Source organism: Phenylobacterium sp. CCH9-H3, from assembly GCF_001557235.1.
Lineage (GTDB): Bacteria > Pseudomonadota > Alphaproteobacteria > Caulobacterales > Caulobacteraceae > Phenylobacterium.
On sequence record NZ_LSJI01000044.1, the window covers coordinates 14619 to 37951 of the forward strand.

Consider the following 23333-nt stretch of genomic DNA (forward strand, 5'->3'; position numbering starts at 1 on the left):
AACCTGGCACGAATGATGCTTATTTGAAGGGCTGCGCCACCGGCGCGGCCCTTTTTGCGTATACGGCTAAGGCGCGATGTACGGTCGCGGGCGGCCGGCGTTTAATGGTCTATCACCGGTCGGCGTCCTATCTTGTGGGCCTGACCGCCGCTTTCGAGGGATCTGTCCTCATATGAACATGCGAAATCTCGTCATCTGGGGCGTCATCGTCGTCGTCCTGATTGGCCTCTACAGCATGATGACGGGTGGCGGCCGCGGGGCCGCCGGGGCCCACGAGGTCACCTATTCGCAGCTCCTCTCGAAGGTGAACGCCGGCGAGGTGAAGAAGGCCGAGATCCAGGGCCCGATGGTCCAGGTGACCGACCAGTCGAACCGCACCTTCCGGGCGGTGACGCCCAACAACCAGGACGACCTGGTGAAGCGGCTGGAGTCGCAGGGCGCCGACATCACGGTGAAGGCCGCCGGCGGCATCACCCTGGTGGGCCTGCTGCTGAACTCGCTGCCGATCCTGCTGCTGATCGGGGTGTGGATCTTCTTCATGCGCCAGATGCAGGGCGGGGCCCGCGGGGCCATGGGCTTCGGCAAGTCCAAGGCGCGCCTGCTCACCGAGAACAAGAACCGCGTCACCTTTGAGGACGTGGCCGGCGTGGACGAGGCCAAGGAAGAGTTGACCGAGATCGTCGACTTCCTGAAGGACCCGCAGAAGTTCCAGCGCCTGGGCGGCAAGATCCCGAAGGGCGCCCTGCTCATCGGCCCGCCCGGCACCGGCAAGACCCTGATCGCCCGCGCCGTCGCGGGTGAGGCGGGCGTGCCGTTCTTCACCATCTCGGGCTCGGACTTCGTCGAGATGTTCGTGGGCGTCGGCGCCAGCCGCGTGCGCGACATGTTCGAACAGGCCAAGAAGAACGCGCCCTGCATCATCTTCATCGACGAAATCGACGCGGTGGGTCGTCACCGGGGCGCGGGCCTCGGCGGCGGCAACGACGAGCGTGAGCAGACGCTGAACCAGCTGCTGGTCGAGATGGACGGCTTCGAGGCGAACGAGGGGATCATCCTCATCGCCGCCACCAACCGCCCCGACGTGCTGGACCCGGCCCTGCTGCGTCCCGGCCGCTTCGACCGCCAGGTCGTGGTGCCGAACCCCGACATCAACGGCCGCGAGCGCATCCTGCGCGTCCACATGAAGAACGTGCCCCTGGCGGCCGACGTGGACGTGAAGGTCATCGCGCGCGGCACCCCCGGCTTCTCGGGCGCGGACCTGGCCAACCTGGTCAACGAGGCCGCCCTGATGGCCGCCCGCAAGAACCGCCGCATGGTCACCATGCGCGATTTCGAGGACGCCAAGGACAAGGTCATGATGGGCGCCGAGCGCCGGTCCATGGTCATGACCGAGGACGAGAAGAAGCTGACCGCCTATCACGAGGGCGGCCACGCCCTGGTGGCCCTGTCGGTGCCCGCCACCGACCCGGTGCACAAGGCCACGATCATTCCGCGGGGCCGCGCCCTGGGCATGGTCATGCAGCTGCCGGAACGCGACAAGTTCTCGATGTCGTACGAGCAGATGACCTCGCGCCTGGCCATCCTGTTCGGCGGCCGCGTCGCCGAGGAGATCATCTTCGGCAAGGACAAGATCACGTCCGGCGCCTCGTCCGACATCAGCCAGGCCACCAAGCTGGCCCGGGCGATGGTGACCAAGTGGGGCTTCTCGGAGCGCCTGGGCTCGGTCGAGTATGGCGAGAACCAGGAAGAGGTCTTCCTGGGCCACTCGGTCGCGCGCAACCAGAACGTCTCGGAAGAGACCGCCAAGATCATCGACGAAGAGGTCCGGCGGCTGGTGGAGGCCGGCGAGAGCGAGGCTCGCCGTATCCTGACCGAGAAGCTGGACGACCTTCATACGCTGGCCAAGGCCCTGCTCGAGTACGAGACCCTGACCGGCGACGAGATCGTCAATGCGCTGAAGGGCGTCGCGCCCCACCGCGACGAGAGCGAGGCCAAGCGCCCGACCGGCCCGTCCGTGGCAGTGCCCATCTCGCCCAAGCCCAGCGCCGAACCGGCCTGACCCCAAACCGCCCTTTCCTTCCGTCTCGGAGGGGAACGGCGCCGGTCGGGCCTTCAGGCAGCCCGGCGCTTGCCCAGCCGCGCGGATATTCTGTCCGCCGTGCGCAGCGCAAGGGCGGCGATGGTCAGGGTCGGGTTGGCCCAGCCTGAAGTCGGAAACACCGAACTGCCCACCACATAGAGGTTCTCCACCCCGTGGACACGGCCGCTGGCGTCGGTGACGCCCCGGTGTGGGTCGTCGGACATCCGCGTCGTGCCCATGTGGTGGTAGCCGCCTATGGGATGCGAGCTGATGAGGGGATCGGTGCGCCAACCCTTCTCCGGCGCGTCGAGCCAAGCCGACGGCTCCACCCGTCCGAGCCCGAGCCGGCGCAACTCACCGTCGAGCGTCTCCACCAATCCGCGCACGCTGTCGACATCCAGCGACGTCGTCCGCCAGTCGAGGGCCATGCGCGGAATCCCCAACGCATCGGTCCGTGACGTGAGTACGACCCGGCTCATGGGGTTCGGTGATTGCTCCGCGCGAATGAGAAGCGCTAGGTCCCGGAGCCCTAGCCGGTGCAGCATCCACGGGCGCAGCGGATCGGTGTGTTGCTGAACCCACTTCGCCGCCTTCTTCGTCGCCATCCAGAGCGTACGGCCGCTGCGCGAGGGGGCGATGCCGTGCTTGAGCTGGGCATAGGCGCGCATGCCCCAGTTCGGGGCGGCGTCTGCCGGCTGCCGGGCGGTGATCGTAAGGGAGCTGTTGAGGATTCCCAGTTCGGCCTGGGTTCGCGGGCTCGGTTTGATCAGCCCGGCGATCTCCCGGGCGCCCCCTTGGTGCGTGCGCGCGAAAGCCTTGAGCAGGGGCCACGCCCGTCCGCCCACCACACGCCCGCCCCGCGCGTGCGGATGCTCCATGAAGTAGCGGCCGACCTGGTCGTAGCGATTGCCGATCCCTCGCGTCGCCACGTCGGTGGACGCCAACAGGAGCCGCGGGTTCTCGAGGCCGCCTGCTGCGAGGACGAACATGCTTGCGTCGATCGTGAGTCCCCGGCCGGTGAGAGAGCGGGCCTGGAGCCGCCGGACGTGCTGGCCGCCCGGGTCGAGCTCGATCTGCGTGACGGTTGCGTGGGTGACGATCGTGCAGCGAGGATGGGTGGCGAGGTCGGAGCAGGCGTCGAAGACGAAGCGATTGAACCGGCGGTCGAAGGTCCACACACCGACCTCTAGCCGGGCGGGATCGAACGCGGGGGCCGGTGCGCCGGCGGCCCGAAGATCGTCCGTGGTCGCGGCGTGCGAAGGCTCGCCGAAGACCGCGCGGGCGGGGCCATAGTAGCGCTCCAGATCGGACCAGGCGATCGGCCAGCCGGAGTTCGGCACCCAGGGCCGGCTTTCGAGGTCGATCGGGTCGAGCTCAGCGATGCGGCCGCCCCAGATGGCCGTCGTTCCGCCGAAGAACCGCAGGCGCGCGTCCTCAAGCTCGTAGTAGGCCTCGCCGACGTTGTCGCCGGCGTTGAGTTTCGAGATGGCCCGCTCGTAGTCGAGCCCGCCGCTTTCGAGCAGCACGACGTGGTGGCCCAGGTCGAGCATGCGGCGGGCCGCCGTGATGCCCGCGGCTCCGCATCCCACGATGCAGACTTCGGTGTTCAGCTCGCCGGCGGTCTCGGCGTGGTTCAGGTCGCGGTGCATGCGGTTCAGCTAGGGTCTTGGCCCGTGGGTTCCAATGGCGCCTCAGCTCAAAGCTTCGCCCCCGCGGCGAGGGCGGACGCATCGGCGAGGAGTTCGGCGTTGGACTGTGGTCCGCTGAGCACATAGGCCGCCCCGTTCCGTTCCCAGAACGCCACCGACTCCCGGCCCCGGACCGCCACTTCCGGCCGCGCCGCGACCATCGAGGCGGCCCTCACCGCGAAGAGCTGGAGGCGCCGGCGGTCATGCGTCTCCACCACCACGTTGACACTGGGCCCGTGATCGGTGGGAAAGACCTGGACATCCTTCACGCGCCAGTTCGCGGGGAGCGTTGGCAGGGTCAGGCTGAGCCGCTCGCGGATTTCGCGGGCGTCGAGGCTGGGGGTTTCCAGCTGGGACACCATCACTTCGCGCAGGCTGGAAGCCTGGCGGGATTCGGCGGCGTCTTCGACGTAGGCCGGAGGGTCGCCCCCGTCGAGCTCCCGCCAGCCGTCGAAGTTGCGGCGCTCGGACGCCGTCCAGCCGACCCCGGAGCCGACACAGGCGGCGACGCCGACGGCGAGCGCCAACGCGACCACTCCGCGCTTCGGCCGGCCAGCGCTCCGGGGGCGGGAAAGGTGCATCTGGGTCATCACGCCAGCCGCCAGATCCGGGTTGCAGGCGAGAAACCCTTCCACCGAACGCCGCCGGTCGGAGTCCAGCGTGCCGGCCACATAGCCTGCGAGGTCCGCATCGCTCACCTGCAGGCGGGGCTGGCCTGGGTCGTTGGCGGGGTCGGGCATCAAGACGCTCCTGCGGTGACGGAAGGAAGCTTACGTCAGATGTGCGGGGCCGGCGATGCGGCGCAGGCGCGGCCGCCAAAGCCTGCGGGGCCGGGCGGGCTTTCGACGGGCCGCGCCGGACGGTATGACGGCAAGACTCCTATGGAATCTGCGTCCCCAACCATCGCCCGCCCCAAGGTCATGGGCATCGTCAACGCGACGCCGGACAGCTTTTCCGACGGCGGGCGATTCCTCGCGCCCGAGGCGGCTCTGGCCCATGCGCGACGGCTGATCGCCGACGGCGCCGACATTCTCGACATCGGGGCGGAGTCCACGCGGCCCGGCGCCGACCCCGTGCCCGCCGAGGCCGAGATCGAGCGCCTGATCCCGCTGATCCGTGCGCTTCGAGCGGAGAGCGACGTGCCGATCTCGGTCGACACCATGAAGCCGCAGGTGGCGCGGGCGGCCGTGGCGGCCGGGGCTGGCGTCTGGAACGACGTGGCGGCGTTGCGCTATGCGCCCGACAGCCTGGCCGTCGCCGCCGAGCTGGGCTGCGAGGTGGTGCTGATGCACATGCAGGGCGAGCCGCGCACCATGCAGGCCGAGCCGCGCTACGACGACGTGGTCGCCGAGGTCGCGGCGTTCCTGGTCCAGCGGGCCGAGGCGGCCATGGCCGCGGGGGTGGCGCGCGAGAAGATCTGGCTGGATCCCGGCATCGGCTTCGGCAAGCATCCGCTGCGCCACAACCTGCCGCTGCTGGCGGGGCTGGACCGGATTGTGGCGCTGGGGTTCCCCGTCCTGCTGGGCGCCAGCCGCAAGGCGTTCATCGGCGCCCTCGATCCCGGCGCCGCGGTTGACCAGCGTCTGGGAGGTTCGATCGCGGCGGCCCTGGCGGGCGCCGCGGCCGGCGTGGCGGCCGTGCGGGTGCACGATGTGCGCGAGACGGTTCAGGCCCTGGCCGTGCAGGCGGCGATCGCCTCGGGACGCTAGAGCGCCGCCTTGACGCGGGGATGATCCCGCCAGGCGGGTAGGGTCGCCATGTGGGCGAGCGTCTCGCGCTCAGCGGCCGCACGGTCGCCGCCGGCTTCGCGAAGCCGCCATTCCACCATGCGGCGGAACCGGGTGTCGAAGTCCTGCAGCGCGCCGGCGTCGTCGACGCAATACTGGCAGTAGCGGCCGTCCTCGATGGGCATGCCGCAGCTCTCGCAGGGGTGGGTCATGGGTCGGGCCTCCGTTTCGCCGCTAATTGCCGATGTCATCCGCTGGGCCGCCATGAGCCGGATCAAGGCGGCGCAGGCTCCGTCGCCTGGGGATAGTTCGCAAATCCGGATGCACTTTGCCCGCCGGGCGTCCTAACTGCCGGCATGCAGAACCTTGGCCGCGTCCTCATCATCGCCGGCTCCGACAGCGGGGGCGGGGCGGGCATCCAGGCCGACATCAAGACGGTCACGGCCCTGGGCGGCTATGCCGCCACCGCGATCACGGCGGTGACGGTCCAGAACACCCTCGGCGTCACCGGCGTGCATCCGATCCCCCTGGACGTGGTGGAGGCGCAGGCTCGCGCCGTGCTGTCCGACATCGGCGCCGATGCCATCAAGACCGGCATGCTGGGCGACGCCGCCACGGTCGAACTGGTGGCGCGGCTGCTGGATGAGGCGGCCGTCCCTGCGGTGATCGATCCGGTGATGGTCGCCAAGGGGGGCGCTTCGCTGCTGGCGGCCGATGCGGTGGCCGCCGTCCGCGAACGGCTGATCCCGCGCGCCACGCTGCTGACGCCCAACGCCCCCGAGGCCGAGGCCCTGACCGGCCTTCCCGTCGCCACCACGGACGACCTGCGCCGCGCCGGCGAGGCGCTGCTGGCGGCGGGCGCGAAGGCGGTCCTGATGAAGGGCGGCCACGTGCCGGGCGAGCGGGTGGTGGACATCCTGATGACGGCTGAGGGCGACACCGCCTTCGAAGGCGAGCGGATCGAGAGCCGGCATACCCACGGCACCGGCTGCACCCTGGCCTCGGCCTGCGCCGCGGGCCTGGCGCAGGGGCTTCCCATGGTCGTGGCCGTGGCGCGGGCCTGGGACTATGTGCACGAGGCGATGCTGCGCGCGCCCGGCCTGGGCGCCGGCCACGGGCCGCTGGACCACGCCTGGCCGCTGCGGGGGCGTGCATGAGCCTGGAGCGCCGCCTCGAGGACATCCTGCGCCAGTCCGCGCCGCTGATGCAGGTGCTGACGACCCTGCGCGCGCTGGACCTGCCGGACTGGCTGCTGTTCTCGGGCGCGGTCTACCAGCGGGTCCTGAACCACCTGGGCGGCCGCGACCTGGACTACGGCATCAAGGACTACGATGTCGGCTACTTCGACGCCTCCGACATCTCCTACGAGGCCGAGGACGTGGTGATCCGGCGGGTGGCGGCGGCGTTCGAGCCGCCGCTTCGCGATATGGTGGAGGTGCGCAACCAGGCGCGGGTCCACGTCTGGTTCGAGGGCAAGTTCGGCGAGCCCTATGCGCCGCTGGCCAGCTCGGCCGAGGCCCCCGGCCGGTTCGTGAGCCCGATGTTCGCCGTGGGGGTGAAGCTGGAGCCCGACGACGGCCTTAGCGTGGTGGCGCCCTTCGGCCTGGAGGACCTGTTCGCCCGGCGGCTGCGGCCCAATCCCGACGGACCCTCCGCCAACTTCCCGCGCATCGCCGCCTCGGCCAAGGCGCGCTGGCCCGAGATCGAGGTGGTCGGTGATTAGCGCCGATAGACGTCGGGGTCGCGGATCTCCATCCAGTTCTCCACCTTCGTGAGGTCGGTGAAGCCGAACTGCCGGTAGAGGCCGTGGGCGTCGCGCGTGGCCAGGTGCAGGCGCCGGAAACCCTGAAGGTCCGGGTGCGCCCGGAGGTAGGCCATGATCTGCTTGCCCAGCCCTGCGCCCCGGTGGGCAGCGTCCACGAAGACGTCGCACACCCAGCCGAAGGTGGCCCGATCCGTGACCACCCGCGCCATGGCCGCCATGGTCCCGTCCGGCGCATAGGCGCCCACCACCAGGCTGTTGGCGCAGGACCTGGCGAAGGTTTCCAGCGGGATGCCCTCGGCCCAATAGCTTTCGGCAGAGATCCAGCGGTGCGCCCGGGCCAGGTCGAACCGCTCGGGATCGTCGCTCACCTCGTACGTCATCGAAGCCCTCCTGCCGGTCCGCCGCGCCGGAACTGGCCCTTGCCGGCCGGGCCGTCGCGACGCAAGTCCTGGGGCCGATTTCGAGGGGGCCAGTCTTGCGCCAGTGGACCGTCGACGCCTTTGCCGACCGCCCGTTCCGGGGAAACCCCGCCTGCGTGGTCGAGCCCTTCGCCGCCTGGCCGGACGCGGCCTGGATGCAGGCCCTGGCGGCCGAGAACAACCAGGCGGAGACCGCCTTCCTGTTGCGGACCGACGATCCGGCCCGGTTCGGGCTGCGCTGGTTCACGCCGCTGCTGGAGGTGCCGCTGTGCGGCCACGCCACCCTGGCGTCGGCTCACGCACTCTTCGCCGAGCTCGGCGTCGCGGCGGACCGGCTCACGTTCGACACCAAGTCGGGCTCTCTGACGGTCGCGCGGGCGGGCGAGGGGTACGAGATGGACTTCCCGGCCCAGCCGCCGGTGCGGACCACGGTCCCGGCCGGCCTGGCCGAAGCGCTGGGGGCCGAGCCCAGCGAGGTGTGGGCCTCGTCCTATCTCGTGGCGCTGTTCGACGACGAGGCGACGGTGCGCAACCTGAGGCCGGACATCCCGGCGCTGAACCGCATCTCCGGCGAGGCGACCGGCGGACGGGGGAACGTCGGCGTGGCGGCGCTGGCGAAGGGCGGACCGCACGACGTGGTCGACCGGTTCTTCGCCCCGGGCTCGGGCATCCCCGAGGATCCCTGCACCGGATCGCTTCACTGCATCCTGGCGCCGCTCTTCGCGCAGAAGCTGGGCCGCGCGACCGTGCGCTTCCACCAGGCCTATCCCGGCCGCGGCGGCGACCTCGAGTGCGAGCACCGCGGCGACCGCGTCCTGCTGCGCGGCCGGGCGGTGACGATGATGGAAAGCCAGCTGCGCGCGGAACCCTGAACGCGCAGACGCCCCCGAAGCCGAAGCTCCGAGGGCGTCCAGTCTCCGCCGGGAGGGCGGGGTGTCAGGCGCCGCGGTTAGCGGCGATGGCCATAGCCGTAGCCGTACTCCCGGTCGTGCGTCTGACGCGCGATGCGGGTGTCGAGGCGGTCGAAGCGGCGGTCGAGGTCGGCGCGCTCCCAGCTGTTCAGGCCGTTGACGCGGTAGCGCGCCTCGATCCGGGCGATATTCCGCGCCTGGTCGCGCAGATCGGCCGCCTCGCCGCGGGTGAGGGCTCCGGTGCGCACGCCCCAGGCGATGCGCCGGTTCAGCTCGTCCTGGCGCTGGTTCAGGTTATAGGCGCCGCGTTCGTGGCGATCGTAGCGGTCATAGGGCTGGGCCGTGGCGATGGCCGGGGCGGCGGCGGCCGTCACGGCGGTGACGGCGGCCAGAGCGGCGATCAGGGTCTTCATGTCTGGTCTCCTTTAAGTCCGTGTCGGCCGGGGGGTCGGCCTTCAGTGAGGACAAGAAACCACGCCGCGCCTGACGCGCGTCTGAGCCTGGCCGTTGGCCAAGGTTCACCTACCTTGCAGGAAGTTCAGGTGGCGGTCAGGCCGCCGCGCCGGCCTGGGACTTGCCCGCGCCGCCGGTGGCGGCGGCGTTCAGCACCGCGGAAATGGCGTCGTAGAGCTTGGCGATCTCGATGGGTTTGGCGACGTGAGCGTCCATGCCGACCGCGAGGTATTCCTCGACCTGGTGGGTCAGGGCGTTGGCGGTCAGGGCCACGATGGGCGTGCGCCGGCGGCCGCTGGTCTTCTCGGCTTCGCGGATGGTGGACGCGGCGGTGATGCCGTCCATGACCGGCATCTGGATGTCCATCAGGATCAGGTCGTAGCTGCCGGTGCGCCAGGCCTCGACGGCTTCGCGACCGTCCGGGACGATGTGAACCTCGATCCCCAGTGAGCCCAGCACCGCCGCCAGCACCTGCTGGTTGGTCGGGTTGTCCTCGGCGGCCAGCAGGCGCAGGTCGCCGTCGTCGGAGGACTGCACAGGCTCGTTCCCGTCGGCCGACGCCGGGCGCCCGCGGCTCAGCGGCAGTTCGACGGTGAAGGTGGATCCCTGGCCTTCCAGGCTCTCCACGTCGATCGAGCCGCCCATCATCTGGGTCAGCTCGCGGCAGATCGCCAGGCCCAGGCCCGTGCCGCCGAAGCGCCGGGTGGCGGAATTGTCCGCCTGGGTGAACTTCTCGAACAGGCTGGGCAGCTTCTCGGGCGAGATGCCGACGCCCGTGTCGCGCACCACGATGCGCAGGCCGCCAGCGCCGTTGACGTCCACCGTCGCGCTGACCGAGCCCTGGGGCGTGAACTTGACTGCGTTCGACAGAAGATTCCCGATGATCTGACGTAGGCGGTCCGCGTCGCCGCGCCACCAGCCCTTGGCCTCCTCGGCGATGGTGACCGAGAAGCCCAGGCCCTTCGCGCGCGCCATGATCTCGAAGTTCTCGCGCGCGCCGTCGATGGCGACCTCGGCGTCGAAGTCCTCCTCAAACAGATTCAGCTTGCCCGCCTCGATCTTGGAGAGCTCGATCTTGGAGAGATCGAGCACGTCGTTCAGCACGGCCAGCAACAGGCCGCCCGAGCGGCGGATCACGTCCAGCCGGTCGCGCTGAACCTGGTCGAGCTGGCCCAGGGCCATGACTTCGGCCATGGCCAGGACGCCGTTCAGGGGCGTGCGGATCTCGTGGCTCATGTTGGCCAGGAATTGCGTCTTCAGCACATTGGCCGCATTGGCGGCGTCGCGCGCCAGTTCCAGCTCGCGCATCGCGCGTTTCAGGTCGTCCTCGCGCTCGCCCAGCTTGCCCAAGAGGTGGTTGAAGCTCTCGGTGAGGCTCTGGAACAGCTCGTCCGAGGCGTCGACCTTGACGGGGGTGAAGCTGCCGCCGGCCGCCACCTCGTGCATGGCCTGCGACAGGCTCTGCACCGGCTGGATCACGCGATGCGCCAGGCTGCGGGCCAGGAACAGCGCCACCCCGACCCCGCCGAACAGCAGGACGAAGGTGAGGGCGATGAACTGCGGCAGCATCGGCCGCAGCGAGGGCTGTTCCACCGTCAGAGTGAACTGGCCGACCGTCTGGCCGTTGACGACGATGGGCCGGGACAGGATTTCGGTGGCGCCGGCCGCGGGCTCCCGGCTCCGGAAGCTGGCGAGTTCCTGGCCCTTCCCGTCGACAACCCGCGCGGACACCACATCCTTGCTGGCCTGCACCGCGGCCATGGCGCGGTTGAGGTCGACGCGGCTGGCGGGCGCCATCGAGGGGCCCGCCATCTGGGCGGCGATCTCGGTCAGGCCTTCGTGGAACTTATGGGATTGCGTGCGGGCGATGGCCCACTGCTGCAGCATGAAGGTCAGGCAGGCGGCCACCAGGACCACGACCGTGGTGATCAGCCCGACGCCCGCCACGCGCGCATGGAACGTCGCCGTCGGGGCCGCGCTCTTCGGCGCGCCGCTTCCAGACGTGTCCCCCGGCAGGTTCATACCCGCAGGGATAGACCGATAGTCCTAACGCTTCGCTTCCGTCATAACAGGGAACTTGCCGCTTTTTCACTCAGAACTGTGCCTTTGGCGCCACGCTACAACTGGCCGCACCAGAAAACATGGTTAACGAGTCTTGAATCCATTGCGTGCGCAGTAACCTTTGCTTTACCTTAACGGGTGTCGGGTAACTTAAGGGGTGTATCCACATGGAAAAGGCGTTCGTGGCCCAGCGCGTGGCCAACAAGCTCTTCTCGACGGAGGCCGCGGTCGACGGCGCTCTGATCGAAGCCACTGAACTGATGGGCGAAATGCTCAAGGCCCGCCAGGACGTGAAGACCTCGCTGGTCTTTGCCGACGACGTGCAAGTCAAGATGATGGAAGCCATGAAGGCGCTGAGCGAAGCCCGCTCGGCCATGGTCGCCGTCCACAACGAACTGAACGAAGCGAAGCTTCGCCTGGGCATCCGCACGAAGATGAGCGGTATGGACAAGCCTGCCGAAGGCGCCGTCCGTCATCAGACGACCATGCGCGAGGTCGGCTAACCGACCTTTCCGTCGGTTACCTGACGGATCATTGCAATAGATTAACTGGTTAGGCGCCTCTAATTCGCATTAGGGGCGCTTAATCATGCCAGACATCTCCGTCAGATTGCTGATCAACGCCTTCTCCGTCTTGGGGGCGCTCTTCGCTCTCTGGAAGGGCGGCAAGGCGGAGCGTGCGGCGGGGATCATCGTTCTGGTGAACGCCCTGATCGGCGAGGCCAGCCACTGGCTCGCCCCCGCGAGCGACGACATCATCCGGCTCGTCAACGACGGCCTGACCGCCCTCGGCCTCCTCGTGGTTACCGTCCGCTATGTCGCGCCCTGGATGGGTGGCGTCATGCTGTTCTTCGCGGCCCAGTTCGCGATGCATTCGTACTACATGGTGACCGAGCGCCAGACAGGCGACTATCTCAACGCATTGATCAACAACATCAATTTCAGTGGCATCATCTGGTGCCTGGTCATCGGCACGATCGTCGCCTGGCGGCGTCGAGCAAAGGCGAGCGCGGCCCAAACCGTCGCCTCGAACTAGCTTCCCGCCCCTCCAGGGGGCCCGGGTCCGCCGAGTGCGCCCGCGCCCGGATCAGATTGACGCAGCCAAGCTGGGCTGCGCCTCGGCGACAGGCGGCCTTCACGGGTCGTTAGAAAAGTTTCTCTTGCGCCGCAGCACAAACGAGCGCCTTTGGCCGGCGGGCCACGCCCTCCCAACGGGGCGCTGCTCATCTGCAAGGATGGGAGACATCGCTATGAATACCCCGCCGAAGCCGGCCATGCGTCCGGCTCGCCCCGAGTTCTCTTCCGGCCCGTGCGCCAAGCGCCCCGGATGGAATCCCGAAAATCTCAGCAACGCCGTCCTCGGCCGTTCGCACCGGTCGAAGATCGGCAAGGCGCGCCTGAAGGAAGCCATCGACCGCACCCGCGAGGTGCTGGGCGTGCCCGACGACTACCTCGTCGGCATCGTGCCCGGCTCCGACACCGGCGCCGTGGAAATGGCCCTGTGGTCGATGCTCGGGCCGCGCCCGGTGCAGCTGCTGGCCTTCGAAAGCTTCGGCAAGGACTGGGTGACCGACGTCACCAAACAGCTGAAGATCGAGGCCGAGGTGCTGGACGCGCCCTACGGCAAGCTTCCCGACCTGTCGAAGGTCCGCAAGGACGCCGATCTGGTCTTCACCTGGAACGGCACCACCTCGGGCGTCCGCGTCCCGAACGCCGACTTCATCGCCGCGGACCGCGAAGGCCTCACGATCTGCGACGCCACCTCGGCCGCCTTCGCCCAGGACCTGGACTGGCCCAAGCTGGATGTCGTCACCTTCTCCTGGCAGAAGGCGCTGGGCGGCGAGGCCGCGCACGGGGTCCTGATCCTGTCGCCGCGCGCCGTGGCCCGGCTCGAGAGCTACAGCCCGCCGTGGCCCATGCCGAAGCTGTTCCGCATGACCAAGGGCGGCAAGGTGACCCTCGACCTGTTCGAAGGCGCCACCATCAACACCCCCTCGATGCTGGCCGTCGAGGACGCGGTGGATGCGCTGAAGTGGGCCGCCGCCATCGGCGGATTCACCGAGATGAAGCGCCGGGCCGACGCCAACCTGGCCGTGCTGGACGCCTGGGTTGACCAGACTGACTGGGTCGCCTTCCTGGCCGAGACGGCGGACATCCGCTCCAACACCTCGGTGTGCCTGAAGGTGGTGGACCCGCGGGTCACCGGCCTGTCGGCGGACGCCCAGGCCGACTTCGCCAAGAAGCTGGCGGCGGTGCTGGAAAAGGAGGGCGTGGCCCTCGACGTCGGCGGCTATCGCGACGCCCCTCCCGGTCTGCGGATCTGGTGCGGCGCCACGGTCGAAACCTCCGACCTCGACGCGCTGACGCCCTGGCTCGACTGGGCCTTCGCCTCCGTCGTCGCCGACCTGCAAGCCGCCTAAGGCGCAGCTTCACACACCTGTCGACACATCACCCCTCCCGGCGCGGCCGGGAGGGCGTCTCCCGAGGAGATTCACCATGCCCCGCGTGCTCATCGCCGATAAGCTCAGCCCCGCCGCCATCGACATCTTCAAACAGCGCGGCGTCGACGTCGACGTGAAGACCGGCCTGCCCAAGGACGAACTGCTGAAGATCGTCCACGAGTACGACGGCATCGCCATCCGCTCGGCCACCAAGGTCGACAGGGACGTGATCGCCGCCGCCAAGAACCTGAAGGTCGTCGCCCGCGCCGGCATCGGCGTCGACAACGTCGACATCCCTGCCGCCACCGCCGCGGGCGTGGTGGTGATGAACACCCCCTTCGGCAACTCCATCACCACCGCCGAGCACGCCATCGCGATGATGTTCGCCCTGGCCCGCCAGCTGCCGGCGGCCGACCTGTCGACCCAGGCCGGCAAGTGGGAGAAGAACCGCTTCATGGGCGTGGAGCTCTACGCCAAGACCCTGGGCCTGATCGGCGCCGGCAATATCGGCGGCATCGTCGCCGACCGGGCGCTGGGCCTGAAGATGAAGGTTGTCGCCTACGATCCCTTCCTCTCGCCCGAGCGCGCCGTCGAGATCGGGGTCGAGAAGGTCGAGCTGGAGGACCTGCTGGCCCGGGCCGACATCATCACCCTGCACACCCCGCTCACCGACAAGACCCGCAACATCCTGTCCGCCGAGAACCTGGCCAAGACGAAGAAGGGCGTGCTGATCGTCAACTGCGCCCGCGGCGGCCTGGTGGACGAGGCGGCGCTGCGCAAGCTGCTGGACGAGGGTCATGTGGGCGGCGCGGCCTTCGACGTGTTCGTGGAGGAACCGGCCAAGGAGAACCCGCTGTTCGGGGCCGAGAACTTCATCGCCACCCCGCACCTGGGCGCCTCGACCAACGAGGCCCAGGAGAACGTGGCGCTGCAGGTGGCCGAGCAGATGAGCGACTACCTGCTCACCGGCGCCGTCACCAATGCCCTCAACAGCCCTTCGGTCACGGCCGAGGAAGCGCCGCGCCTCAAGCCGTTCGTGACCCTGGCCGAGAAGCTGGGCGCCCTGGCCGGCCAGATGGTCGACTTCGGCATCAAGTCGGTGGACATCGCCTTCGAGGGCGAGGTGTCCAAGCTCAACACCCGCCCGCTCAGCGCTGCGGCCCTGGCCGGCGTGCTGCGGCCGATGCTGGCGGAGATCAACATGGTCTCGGCTCCGGCGGTGGCGAAGGAGCGCGGCATCACCGTCTCGGAAAGCAAGCAGGACGACTCGCCGATCTACGAGAGCCTGGTGCGCATCACCGTCACGACCGAGAAGGGCAAGCGCTCGTTCGCCGGAACGGTCCAGGCCGGCGCGCCCCGGGTGGTCGAGGTGAAGGGCATGGACCTGGACGCCCCGTTCGCGCCGCGGATGCTGTACGTCAACAACCTGGACAAGCCGGGCTTCATCGGCGCGCTGGGCGGCCTGCTGGGCGAGGCGGGCGTCAACATCGCCACCTTCAACCTGGGCCGCATCGACGCGGGCGACGACGCCATCGCCCTGGTGGGCGTGGACCAGGAGCCCACCGAAGCGCTGCTGGCCAAGATCCAGGGCCTGCCGCACGTGAAGGAAGCCCGCGCACTGCGGTTCTGACGCCTTCGTCGGGCGATTGAAACTAGCCGCCCGACAGGGCCCCGAAGATCAGCAGCTCGCCGCCGGGCGGGACGGGCGCAGCGGTCGTGCGCGCCTCGTCCTGCCCGACGAAGATCCGCATGTGACGGCGGATCCGGTCCTGCTCGTCGATGACGCGGAACTTCAGGCCGGGATAGCGGCGGTCCAGGTCGTCCAGAATCTGGCCGACCGTGGGGCCCTCGGCCTCCACCCGCGTCGCGCCATCGGTGTAGGCGATCAGCTGCGAGGGGATCGAGACGCGGATCATCCGGCCGGGACCGCCGACACCGAGTAGATCTCGGGCAGGTGGGCGGCGATCTGGCGCCAGCTCCCGCCCTCGTCGCCGCTCATCCAGATCTCGCCGCCGGTGGTGCCGATATAGAGGCCGACGGGGTCGGCGGCGTCGGAACAGAAGGCCTGGCGCTTCACCGTGAACCAGCCCTGTTCGGCCGGGAAGCCGCGGTCCTGCCGCTCCCAAGAGGCCCCGCCGTCGCGCGTGCGGTAGGCGGCGGGCCGCCCGCCCGGACTGGTGCGCGGCCAGACCTCGGTGCCGTCCATCGGCCAGATCCAGGCCGTGTCGCGATCGCGGGCGTGCGGCACGATGGTGAAGCCGATGTCGCCGATCTCCTTGGGCATGGCCTCGCCGATCCGCTCCCAGCGCTCGCCCGGCCGGTCCAGCCGGTAGACGCCGCAGTGGTTCTGCTGCCAGAGCCGGTCGGGATCGGTGGGCGCCAGGGCCACATAGTGGCTGTCCTGGCCGAACTCGGGATAGGGGTCCGGCAGGAAGTCGCAGCGGACGTTCTGGTTTAGCGGCCGCCAGGTGGCGCCCTGGTCCACGGTCTCCAGCACGCCCGCCGAACAGGTCGCCAGGTACATGTGCCGGGCGTCGCGCGGATCGACGATCACCTGGTTCAGGATCGCCCCGTCCGGGGTGCCGCCCTCGGGCGGGAACCAGTCCATGACCCGGGGGTGGTTGTTCAGGCCCTCGACGCTCTCCCAGGTGTCGCCGCCGTCCGCGCTGCGGAACAGGCCCGGCGGCGAGGCGCCCGCCCACCAGACGCCGGGCTCGTCCGCGTGGCCGGGCTCCAGCCAGAACGAATGGTCCACCGAGCGGCCGTGGGGATCGCCCTTCGGAAAGGCGGGCGGCCGGCTGGCCTCGCTCCAGGTGGCGCCGCCGTCCACCGACCGCAGGATGGTCGGCCCCAGGTGGCCGGTCGAGGCGGCCATGAGCAGGGTGCGGCCGTCGCGAGGGTCTCGGACGAAGTGATTGACGATCTGGCCCAGGAACATCGGCCCTTCGACCCGCCAGGTCTCGCGGGCCGCGTCGCTGCGATAGATCCAGGCGCCCTTGCGGGTGCCGACGAGCAGTTGAATTGCTTGCGCCATCTGGTCACCTCCCACCCCTTAAGGACGTGCGGGACCAGGCTACTCCGACAACGCGACCTGCGAAATCCGCGTCGCCTCAGTGGAAATCGCGGCTGCGGACCAGCCGGCCGGTGACCTTCGAGTGGGCGGTGATCTGGCCCTGGTCCTCGCGCAGCTCCGAAAGGCGGCCGGACAGGTCGGTGAACCGCTCGGCCACCACGTGGATCACCTCGCCCTCCTTCTGCACCTGGCCGTGGACGATCAGGAAGGCCGAGGTCATCACCAGCCGCCGGTTCGCTTCGAAGGCGTCGCGCCAGACCACGATGTTGGCGATGCCGGTCTCGTCCTCCAGGGTCATGAATACCACGCCCTTGGCGGTGCCCGGGCGCTGACGCACCAGCACCAGCCCGCCCACCGCCAGCCGCCGCCGGTCGCGGGCGGTCTTCAGCGCCGCGCAGGGGGTGACCTTCTGGCGGGCGAGTTCTTCGCGGAAGAAGCGGACCGGGTGGTCCTTCAGGGACAGGCTGGTGGTGCGGTAGTCCTCGGCCACGTGCTGCGGCTGGCTCATGAATGGCAACTCCACCTGGGCCTCCTTCAGGCTCTGGCGCAGCAGCAGCGGGGCATGGGTCTCGGCGCCCCATTCGCCCGCCAGCCCCTTCACCGCCCACAGCGCTTCGCGTCGGGGAAAGCCCAGGCTGCGGAAGGCGTCGGCCTCGGCCAGCAGTTCCAGGGCGCGGCGCGAGAGGCGGGCCCGCCGGGCGAAGGCCTCGATGCTGTCGGCGCCGGCCTCGCGCGCCGCGACCAGGGCCTTGGCGTCGTCCTCCTTGAAGCCCTTGATCTGTCGCAGGCCCAGGCGCACGGGGCGCAGCCGCTCGCGCGGGTCGTCCTTTTCCTCGATCGTGCAGTCCCAGTGGCTGAACATCACGTCTGGCGGCCGCACCTCCACCCCATGCTCGCGGGCGTCCCGCACCAGCTGGGCCGGCTGGTAGAAGCCCATCGGCTGGCTGTTCAGCAGCGAGGCCAGGAAGGCGTCGGGGTGGTGGCGCTTCACCCAGGCCGAGGCGTAGACCAGGATCGCGAAGCTGATGGCATGGCTCTCGGGGAAGCCATAGGAACCGAAGCCCTCGATCTGCTTGAAGCACCGTTCGGCGAACTCGCGGTCGTAGCCGCGGCGCGCCATCCCCTCCACGAACTTCAGCCCGTAGTTCCCCACCGTGCCCACGTTGCGGAAGGTGGCCATCGACCGGCGCAGGCCGTCCGCGTCGTCGTCCGAGAACTCGGCCCCGATGATCGCCACCCGCATGGCCTGTTCCTGAAACAGGGGCACGCCCAGGGTCTTGCCCAGGATCGCCTCCATCTCGTCCTGGGGATAGTCGGGTCCTGGCCGCGGATAACTCACCTCTTCGCGACCGTCCCGGCGCTTGAGATAAGGGTGGACCATGTCGCCCTGGATCGGCCCCGGGCGGACGATCGCCACCTCGATGACCAGGTCGTAGAACTTCCGGGGCTTCAGCCGCGGCAGCATCGACATCTGCGCCCGGCTCTCCACCTGGAACACGCCCACGGAATCGGCGTGACACAGCATCTCGTAGACCTCGGGGTCGCCCTGGGGAATGTGGGCGATGTCGGTGATCCGGCTTCCGTCCAGCCTCGGCGGCAGAAGGTCGAAGCTCTTCTTCAGGGCCGTCAGCATGCCCAGCGCCAGCACGTCGACCTTCATCAGCTTCAGGGCGTCGATGTCGTCCTTGTCCCACTCGATGAAGGTGCGGTCCTCCATGGCCGCGTTGCCGATGGGCACGGTCTCGTCCAGCCGCCGTTTGGTCAGGACATAGCCGCCCACGTGCTGGGACAGGTGGCGGGGAAAGCCGAGGAGTTGCTGGGCCAGGGCGGTCGCCCGGCGGATCTCGGGCGCGGCGGGGTCCAGTCCGGTCTGCCGGATGTGCTCGTCCGGGACGTCGTCGCCGTAGCTGCCCCAGACGGTGTTGGCCAGGGCCGCGGTGATGTCCTCGGTGAGGCCCAGGGCCTTTCCCACCTGGCGGATCGCCATCCGCGGGCGGTAGTGGATCACGGTGGCGACGATGGCGGCGCGGTGGCGGCCATAGCGGCGGTAGACGTACTGCATCACCTCCTCGCGCCGCGCGTGCTCGAAGTCGACGTCGATATCGGGGGGCTCGTCGCGGTTCTCGGAGATGAAGCGCGAGAACAGCAGATCCTGGTCCGGCTGGGTGGGGTCCACCGCCGTCACGCCCAGGCAGTAGCAGACGCAGGAATTGGCCGCCGAACCGCGCCCCTGGCAAAGGATGTCCTGGCTGCGGGCCCACTGGACGATGTCGTGCACGGTGAGGAAGTAGTTCGGGTAGTCCAGCTTCTCGATCAGGTCGAGTTCGTGGGCGACCAGCTTCCTGACCTTCTCCGGCACGCCCTTCGGATAGCGCCACGCCGCCCCGGCCCAGGACAGGTCGCGCAGGTGCTGGATGGCGGTCTTGCCCGGCGGCACCGGCTCGTCCGGATATTCGTACTGGAGCTGGCCCAGGTCGAAGCCGATCCGCTCGGCGATCTCGACGCTGCGCTCTACCGCCCCCGGGAACCTGGCGAACAGGCGCGCCATCTCGCTGGCCGGCTTCAGGTGGCGCTCGGCGTTGGCGGCCAGGCGAAGGCCGGCCTCGTGGATGGTGCAGGTCTCCCGGATGCATGTCAGCACGTCCTGCAAGGGGCGCCGCTCCGGCCCGTGGTAGAGCACGTCGTTGGTGGCCACGACCGGGATGGCCGCGGCCTGGGCCAGGGCGTCCAGGCGCGCCAGGCGCTGGAGGTCGCGCGCACCATAGGGCCGGGCGGCGGCCAGCCAGAGGTCGGGCAGTTCGCCGCGGAGCCGCCGCAGGTCGCCCTCGAAGGCCTGGTCCAGGCGCTCGGGCGGGACCACCAGGATAAGCTGGCCCTCGGCATGGGCTAGCAGGTCCTCCCAGTGCAGCTCGCAGCCGCCCTTCTCGGCCCGGCGCTGGCCCACGGTGAGCAGGGTGGTGAGGCGGCCGTAGGCCTCCCGGTCCGAGGGATAGACCAGCAGGCTCGGCGTGCCGTCGGCGAAGTCGAGGCGGCAGCCGGTGAGGGCGCGGACCGTCGAGCCGCCCTTCTGCAGATCGCGCATCTGCCGCCAGGCGCGGACCACGCCCGCCAGGCTGTTGCGGTCGCAGATTCCCACCGCCTCCAGGCCCAGGGCGTCGGCCCCCGTGACCAGCTCCCACGGATGCGACGCGCCCCGCAGGAAGGAGAAGTTGCTGGTGGCCTGAAGCTCGGCGTAGCGGGTCATGTGAGGTCGGTGATGGGGTTCCAGGCCACCTCCCAGAGGTTGCCCTCGGGGTCGGCGAAGTAGCCGGAGTAGCCGCCCCAGAAGACGTCGACGGGCTGTTTGACGGCCGTGGCGCCCGCGGCCAGCGCCTCGGCGAAGACCTCATCGACCGCCGCCTTGGAGGGCGCGTTGTGGGACAGCACCACGCCGGCGAAACCGGAGCCCTCGGCGGAAACCGCGGCGTCCTCCGCCTGGGCCTGACGGGGGAAGAGGCCCAGCCAAGTCCCCTCCAGCCGGAACATCACCATGTCGTCGCCGGGCGTATAATTGTGCAGCGGCAGGCCGAGGCCGTCCCGGTAGAAGGCGATCATCCGGTCGAGGTCGCGGGCGCCGAGGGTGATCAGGCTGATCTTGGGTTTCATCGAAGGCTCCTATCCGAACAGGCCGTGCAGCCACCACTTGGGGGCGTCCCCGCCGCCGTAGAGCCCGGCGCGGAACAGCCAGAAACGGCCGCCCTCGGCGTCCTCCACGCGGTAGTAGTCGCGGACGTGGGTGATCGAGGCGTCGGCGATGTCGCCCTTCCACCATTCCTCGCCGATGCGCTCGGGCCCCTCGGCGCGCTGGATGCGGTGCAGCCGGCCGCGCCAGCGGAACTGGATCGGGGGGTCGTCAGGCAGCAGCGCCACCACCTGCTCCAGGGGCTCGGGGCGGCGGAACAGGCGGACGGGGCGCGGGGCCTCGCGGTTCCAGGGCTGCGCCTGCGGCGGCGGGGCGCCCAGGGCCGGGACACGGGCCGCCGAAAGTTCCGGCACGTGGCTCTCGAACGGCGCCGCGCGCCAGACGGCGCAGGGGCCCAGACGATTGGCGAGCCGGTCGACCAGCGGCGCGAGGCCATCCTCCACCGCGGCGTCCAGGCCCGTCTCGATCCGCACCTGCCGCCCGCCCACGGGTTCGACGGCATAGGCGGCGATGGTCACGCTCTCCACGCCGAAGCCGGGATCCACCGTCTCCAGCTTGGGCTGAAGGAGGCGGGCGATGCGGCGGGCGTCGCGGCCGGGCAGGGAGAGGCCCACGGCGATCGCCGGCGCCTTGCCGTCCACCCGGTGGAAGGCGACTTCGAAACGCCGGCCGCCCTGGCCCTCGGCCTCCAGGCGGGCGCACAGCTTGGCGGTGACATCCTCGGTCACCCGGGCCATGTCCTCGGGCGCGCTGATCGGCTCGAAGAACGCGAGCCGGGCGATCCAGGGCGTGGGCGGGCGGCGGAAAGCCAGCGCCTCGGCCGTGCGCCCCAGGGCTTGGTCCAGCCGGTCCAGGGTCGCCGCGCCGAAACGGCGGCCCAGCGGCGCGCGGGGGATCTCCATCAGCTGGCCCAACCGGCGCAGGCCCAGCCGCTCGATCTGGGCGGCGGCTTCGGGATCGAGGCGCAGGGCCGCCGGCGGCAGGGGCGCCAGAAGCTCGGCCTGGCCGTTCGGCGGCGCGATGGTCCCGTCCCGGCCGTAATGGGCCAGGGCCCAGGCCGCCCCCGGCGTATCGGCGATGGCCAGGCGGAAGGGAAGGCCGTTGGCGGCCAGTCGCGCCCGGAAATCGGCTATCAGCTCGCCCTCGCCGCCCCACAGGTGGGCCACCCCGGAGATGTCCAGGAACAGCCCGTCCGGCCGGTCGGCGGCCACCGCGGGTGAGTAGCGTACGCACCAGTCAACCAGCGCGGTCAGGGCCTCGGCGTCCGCCTCCGGCTCGGCCTCGGCGGTGGTGAGACCAGGGACCAGGGCCATGGCGTCGGTGGCCTTCTGGCCCACGTGCAGCCCAAGCTTGGCGGCCTCCTCGCTCACAGCCGAGAGGCGGCGGACCTGGCGAACGGTCTCGATCAGGGCCAGCGGCGGGCGCTCGGCGTTCGCGGGGTTGCGCCGGCGCCAGTTCGCGATCGCCCAGGTCGGCGACCAGGCGCAGAGGATGCGCGACATCGCCTGCCTCCCAGGAATAGGCCGCGGAGGCCTCGAGGATCCATGCGCCGGTCCGCCCGCCCCGGCAGCGTTCGAGCGCCACGTGGAACCGCGGCGCGCCCAGACCGAATTCCCCGGCCGGGGGTTCGGACGGGGCGGACGCCACGCGCCATCGGGTTCCGGCCACCGAGCCGGCCGCCTCGGTCCTGGCCTTTCCCCCGAACGGGCGGCGCTTGATCACGAAACCCGTGGCGCCGCGCTTTTCGCAGGCCAGCTGCAGCCGGCGGCCGGCGGTCAGGTCCACCGCCTCGACCTCTGCGAAGACGGCGGAAACGCCCACGGTGGCGAGGGCGTCCTCCATCACCGCCAGGGCCTCGGCCTCGTCGCGGACGCAGACCTGGATCAGCCGCTCGGGCGGGAAGCCCAGGCCGGCCAGTCCAGGCGCCCAGAGGTCGTCCCGGCGCAGCACCCACACCGCCTCGCCCGTCCGGGCCAGGGGCGCGGCGGTAAGGGCTGCGAAGGCGGCGGGCGCGGCCGAGGTCTCGGCCTCCAGCCCCGCGCCGACGACCTCGTGCCAGCGCCCTAGCGCCAGGCCGCCGCCCGGCAGGCAGGCGTCCAGCCTTGCGTCGCCGAAGGGCAACACGCCGGCCTTGGCGCGTCCGCCGCTCTCGATGGCGGCGATCTTCGCAGCCAGGGCGGCGATCCGCTTGGCGCGAAAATCGGACATCGCTTTGGGACTCCTTTTGTTCCATCTTTGTTCTGGAACTGTAGAACCAAGGAGTCAAGCCGGGGTCGCCGCCGAATTCGATCCGGGCCGCGGTTGCCCCGTGTTCAGAAACCCGGGCAAAGTCGCGCCCGGAAAACGGGAGGCATGAGGATGCGTTGGGCGGCAATCTTGGCGGCGGCATGGCTGGCGGCCGGCGCGGCCCAGGCTCAAACCTCCGTGAAGGCCCAGGTCGAAAGCGGCGTCCTTCTCGGCGAGGCGACCGAGCGGGCCAACGTCTTCCGCAACATTCCCTTCGCCGCCCCGCCGGTGGGCAAGCTGCGCTGGGCCCCGCCGCAGCCTGTCACCAGATGGGCGGGCGAGCGCGACGCCACGAAGAATGGCCCCTCCTGTCCCCAGCCCATGAACGCCAACGGCTCCCCGAACAGCGGCGGCGCCAATGGGCCGGTGAGCGAGGACTGCCTGCAGCTCAACGTGTTCGCGCCGAAGAGCGCCAAGGCCGCGCCGGTCATGGTCTGGATCCATGGCGGCAGCCACCGCACCGGGGCCGGCTGGATCTATGACGGCTCGAACTTCGCCCGCGACGGGATCGTCCTGGTCTCGATCAACTATCGCCTGGGGGCGCTTGGCTATTTCGCTCACCCGGCGCTGACCAAGGACGCCGGCGACGCCCCGACGGGCAATTTCGGCCTCATGGACCAGATCGCGGCTCTGGAATGGGTCAAGCGCAACGCCGCCGCGTTCGGCGGCGACCCGGGCAACGTCACAGTCTTCGGCGAATCCGCCGGCGGCATGAGCACCCTGGCCCTGCTCTCTACGCCCAAGGCCC

General features: G+C 70.0%; 21 protein-coding genes. 10 read left to right on the plus strand and 11 right to left on the minus strand.

Translation table 11 applies throughout. From position 1 onward, the window contains the following. Positions 1-172: 172 nt before the first annotated feature. A complete protein-coding gene (gene ftsH / locus AX721_RS03510; RefSeq protein ID WP_068874645.1) occupies positions 173-2059 on the plus strand; it encodes an ATP-dependent zinc metalloprotease FtsH in 1887 nt (628 codons plus the stop codon). Between the two features lie 53 nt (positions 2060-2112). Here the strand turns inward: ftsH and AX721_RS03515 are convergent, their stop codons facing one another. Together AX721_RS03515 and AX721_RS03520 are read right to left on the minus strand one after the other, a co-directional pair. After that, positions 2113-3729: an FAD-dependent oxidoreductase gene (locus tag AX721_RS03515; RefSeq protein ID WP_068874646.1), complete on the minus strand. Its 1617-nt coding sequence runs from the start codon at positions 3727-3729 to the stop codon at positions 2113-2115. Positions 3730-3776: 47 nt separating this feature from the next. Beyond that, on the minus strand, positions 3777-4508 hold the full coding sequence (locus AX721_RS03520) for a hypothetical protein (protein WP_068874647.1): 732 nt from the start codon (positions 4506-4508) through the stop codon (positions 3777-3779). Positions 4509-4649: 141 nt separating this feature from the next. On the opposite strand from AX721_RS03520, the gene folP reads away from it, so the two are divergent. Beyond that, on the plus strand, positions 4650-5477 hold the full coding sequence (gene folP / locus AX721_RS03525; protein WP_068874648.1) for a dihydropteroate synthase: 828 nt from the start codon (positions 4650-4652) through the stop codon (positions 5475-5477). Here folP and AX721_RS03530 read toward each other — a convergent pair. After that, positions 5474-5707 carry a hypothetical protein gene (locus AX721_RS03530; RefSeq protein WP_156466983.1) on the minus strand — a complete coding sequence of 78 codons (234 nt, stop codon included), beginning with the start codon at positions 5705-5707 and terminating at the stop codon, positions 5474-5476. The genes folP and AX721_RS03530 overlap by 4 nt on opposite strands. Before the next feature lie 144 nt (positions 5708-5851). Here AX721_RS03530 and thiD point away from each other — a divergent pair, with 144 nt between their 5' ends. Continuing rightward, on the plus strand, positions 5852-6652 hold the full coding sequence (gene thiD, locus AX721_RS03535; RefSeq protein WP_068874650.1) for a bifunctional hydroxymethylpyrimidine kinase/phosphomethylpyrimidine kinase: 801 nt from the start codon (positions 5852-5854) through the stop codon (positions 6650-6652). Further along, positions 6649-7218 carry a nucleotidyltransferase family protein gene (locus tag AX721_RS03540; protein ID WP_068874651.1) on the plus strand — a complete coding sequence of 190 codons (570 nt, stop codon included), beginning with the start codon at positions 6649-6651 and terminating at the stop codon, positions 7216-7218. Before thiD ends, AX721_RS03540 begins: the two co-directional genes overlap by 4 nt. On the opposite strand, the gene AX721_RS03545 is transcribed toward AX721_RS03540, so the two are convergent. Continuing rightward, on the minus strand, positions 7215-7640 hold the full coding sequence (locus tag AX721_RS03545; protein WP_068874652.1) for a GNAT family N-acetyltransferase: 426 nt from the start codon (positions 7638-7640) through the stop codon (positions 7215-7217). The two genes, AX721_RS03540 and AX721_RS03545, sit on opposite strands and share 4 nt — an antisense overlap. Positions 7641-7735: 95 nt before the next feature. Between AX721_RS03545 and AX721_RS03550 the strand changes: the two genes are divergently transcribed. Next, positions 7736-8551, plus strand: a complete 816-nt coding sequence (locus AX721_RS03550; RefSeq protein WP_068874653.1) for a PhzF family phenazine biosynthesis protein — start codon at positions 7736-7738, stop codon at positions 8549-8551. A 77-nt stretch (positions 8552-8628) separates the two neighbouring features. Here the strand turns inward: AX721_RS03550 and AX721_RS03555 are convergent, their stop codons facing one another. Beyond that, positions 8629-9003 (minus strand): hypothetical protein, encoded by a 375-nt coding sequence (locus AX721_RS03555; RefSeq protein ID WP_068874654.1) that lies wholly within the window; start codon positions 9001-9003, stop codon positions 8629-8631. 136 nt (positions 9004-9139) lie between these two features. Beyond that, positions 9140-11065 carry an ATP-binding protein gene (locus tag AX721_RS03560; RefSeq protein WP_068874655.1) on the minus strand — a complete coding sequence of 642 codons (1926 nt, stop codon included), beginning with the start codon at positions 11063-11065 and terminating at the stop codon, positions 9140-9142. Between the two features lie 221 nt (positions 11066-11286). On the opposite strand from AX721_RS03560, the gene AX721_RS03565 reads away from it, so the two are divergent. The 4 genes from AX721_RS03565 to serA all read left to right on the plus strand — a co-directional run bounded on the left by AX721_RS03565 (position 11287) and on the right by serA (position 15174). Next, positions 11287-11607, plus strand: coding sequence for a hypothetical protein (locus AX721_RS03565; protein WP_369796607.1), 321 nt, complete (start codon positions 11287-11289; stop codon positions 11605-11607). Between the two features lie 106 nt (positions 11608-11713). Beyond that, positions 11714-12139 carry a hypothetical protein gene (locus AX721_RS03570; RefSeq protein WP_068879070.1) on the plus strand — a complete coding sequence of 142 codons (426 nt, stop codon included), beginning with the start codon at positions 11714-11716 and terminating at the stop codon, positions 12137-12139. 214 nt (positions 12140-12353) lie between these two features. After that, complete coding sequence (locus AX721_RS03575; protein ID WP_068874658.1) at positions 12354-13523, plus strand: phosphoserine transaminase; 1170 nt, start codon at positions 12354-12356, stop codon at positions 13521-13523. Positions 13524-13599: 76 nt separating this feature from the next. Next, positions 13600-15174 carry a phosphoglycerate dehydrogenase gene (gene serA, locus AX721_RS03580; RefSeq protein ID WP_068874659.1) on the plus strand — a complete coding sequence of 525 codons (1575 nt, stop codon included), beginning with the start codon at positions 13600-13602 and terminating at the stop codon, positions 15172-15174. 22 nt (positions 15175-15196) lie between these two features. Here serA and AX721_RS03585 read toward each other — a convergent pair whose 3' ends face one another. The 5 genes from AX721_RS03585 to AX721_RS03605 all read right to left on the minus strand — a co-directional run bounded on the left by AX721_RS03585 (position 15197) and on the right by AX721_RS03605 (position 21801). After that, the gene (locus AX721_RS03585) at positions 15197-15460 is read right to left on the minus strand and encodes a MoaD/ThiS family protein (protein ID WP_068874660.1); all 264 of its coding nucleotides are present in this window, start codon (positions 15458-15460) and stop codon (positions 15197-15199) included. Further along, entirely contained in the window at positions 15457-16578 is a 1122-nt protein-coding gene (locus AX721_RS03590; protein WP_068874661.1) for a glycosyl hydrolase, read from the minus strand. The genes AX721_RS03585 and AX721_RS03590 overlap by 4 nt, the downstream gene beginning before the upstream one ends. Before the next feature lie 76 nt (positions 16579-16654). Continuing rightward, positions 16655-19861: an error-prone DNA polymerase gene (locus AX721_RS03595; RefSeq protein ID WP_068874662.1), complete on the minus strand. Its 3207-nt coding sequence runs from the start codon at positions 19859-19861 to the stop codon at positions 16655-16657. Continuing rightward, positions 19858-20262, minus strand: coding sequence for a VOC family protein (locus AX721_RS03600; protein WP_068874663.1), 405 nt, complete (start codon positions 20260-20262; stop codon positions 19858-19860). Before AX721_RS03600 ends, AX721_RS03595 begins: the two co-directional genes overlap by 4 nt. A 9-nt stretch (positions 20263-20271) precedes the next feature. Further along, entirely contained in the window at positions 20272-21801 is a 1530-nt protein-coding gene (locus AX721_RS03605; protein ID WP_082769823.1) for a DNA polymerase Y family protein, read from the minus strand. An 856-nt stretch (positions 21802-22657) separates the two neighbouring features. Between AX721_RS03605 and AX721_RS03615 the strand changes: the two genes are divergently transcribed. Next, on the plus strand, positions 22658-23333 hold a 676-nt coding region (locus tag AX721_RS03615; protein ID WP_197422446.1), incomplete at its 3' end, for a carboxylesterase family protein.

Excerpts from the sequence above, each read along its gene's own strand:
- AX721_RS03575 (WP_068874658.1), top strand. The coding sequence starts at position 12,354 with ATGAATACCCCGCCGAAGCCGGCCATGCGTCCGGCTCGCCCCGAGTTC.
- AX721_RS03545 (WP_068874652.1), bottom strand. The coding sequence starts at position 7,640 with ATGACGTACGAGGTGAGCGACGATCCCGAGCGGTTCGACCTGGCCCGG.
- AX721_RS03540 (WP_068874651.1), top strand. The coding sequence starts at position 6,649 with ATGAGCCTGGAGCGCCGCCTCGAGGACATCCTGCGCCAGTCCGCGCCG.
- AX721_RS03555 (WP_068874654.1), bottom strand. The coding sequence starts at position 9,003 with ATGAAGACCCTGATCGCCGCTCTGGCCGCCGTCACCGCCGTGACGGCC.
- AX721_RS03515 (WP_068874646.1), bottom strand. The coding sequence starts at position 3,729 with ATGCACCGCGACCTGAACCACGCCGAGACCGCCGGCGAGCTGAACACC.
- AX721_RS03595 (WP_068874662.1), bottom strand. The coding sequence starts at position 19,861 with ATGACCCGCTACGCCGAGCTTCAGGCCACCAGCAACTTCTCCTTCCTG.
- AX721_RS03520 (WP_068874647.1), bottom strand. The coding sequence starts at position 4,508 with ATGCCCGACCCCGCCAACGACCCAGGCCAGCCCCGCCTGCAGGTGAGC.
- thiD (WP_068874650.1), top strand. The coding sequence starts at position 5,852 with ATGCAGAACCTTGGCCGCGTCCTCATCATCGCCGGCTCCGACAGCGGG.
- serA (WP_068874659.1), top strand. The coding sequence starts at position 13,600 with ATGCCCCGCGTGCTCATCGCCGATAAGCTCAGCCCCGCCGCCATCGAC.
- AX721_RS03530 (WP_156466983.1), bottom strand. The coding sequence starts at position 5,707 with ATGACCCACCCCTGCGAGAGCTGCGGCATGCCCATCGAGGACGGCCGC.
- AX721_RS03605 (WP_082769823.1), bottom strand. The coding sequence starts at position 21,801 with ATGTCGCGCATCCTCTGCGCCTGGTCGCCGACCTGGGCGATCGCGAAC.
- AX721_RS03560 (WP_068874655.1), bottom strand. The coding sequence starts at position 11,065 with ATGAACCTGCCGGGGGACACGTCTGGAAGCGGCGCGCCGAAGAGCGCG.
- folP (WP_068874648.1), top strand. The coding sequence starts at position 4,650 with ATGGAATCTGCGTCCCCAACCATCGCCCGCCCCAAGGTCATGGGCATC.
- AX721_RS03590 (WP_068874661.1), bottom strand. The coding sequence starts at position 16,578 with ATGGCGCAAGCAATTCAACTGCTCGTCGGCACCCGCAAGGGCGCCTGG.
- ftsH (WP_068874645.1), top strand. The coding sequence starts at position 173 with ATGAACATGCGAAATCTCGTCATCTGGGGCGTCATCGTCGTCGTCCTG.
- AX721_RS03585 (WP_068874660.1), bottom strand. The coding sequence starts at position 15,460 with ATGATCCGCGTCTCGATCCCCTCGCAGCTGATCGCCTACACCGATGGC.
- AX721_RS03600 (WP_068874663.1), bottom strand. The coding sequence starts at position 20,262 with ATGAAACCCAAGATCAGCCTGATCACCCTCGGCGCCCGCGACCTCGAC.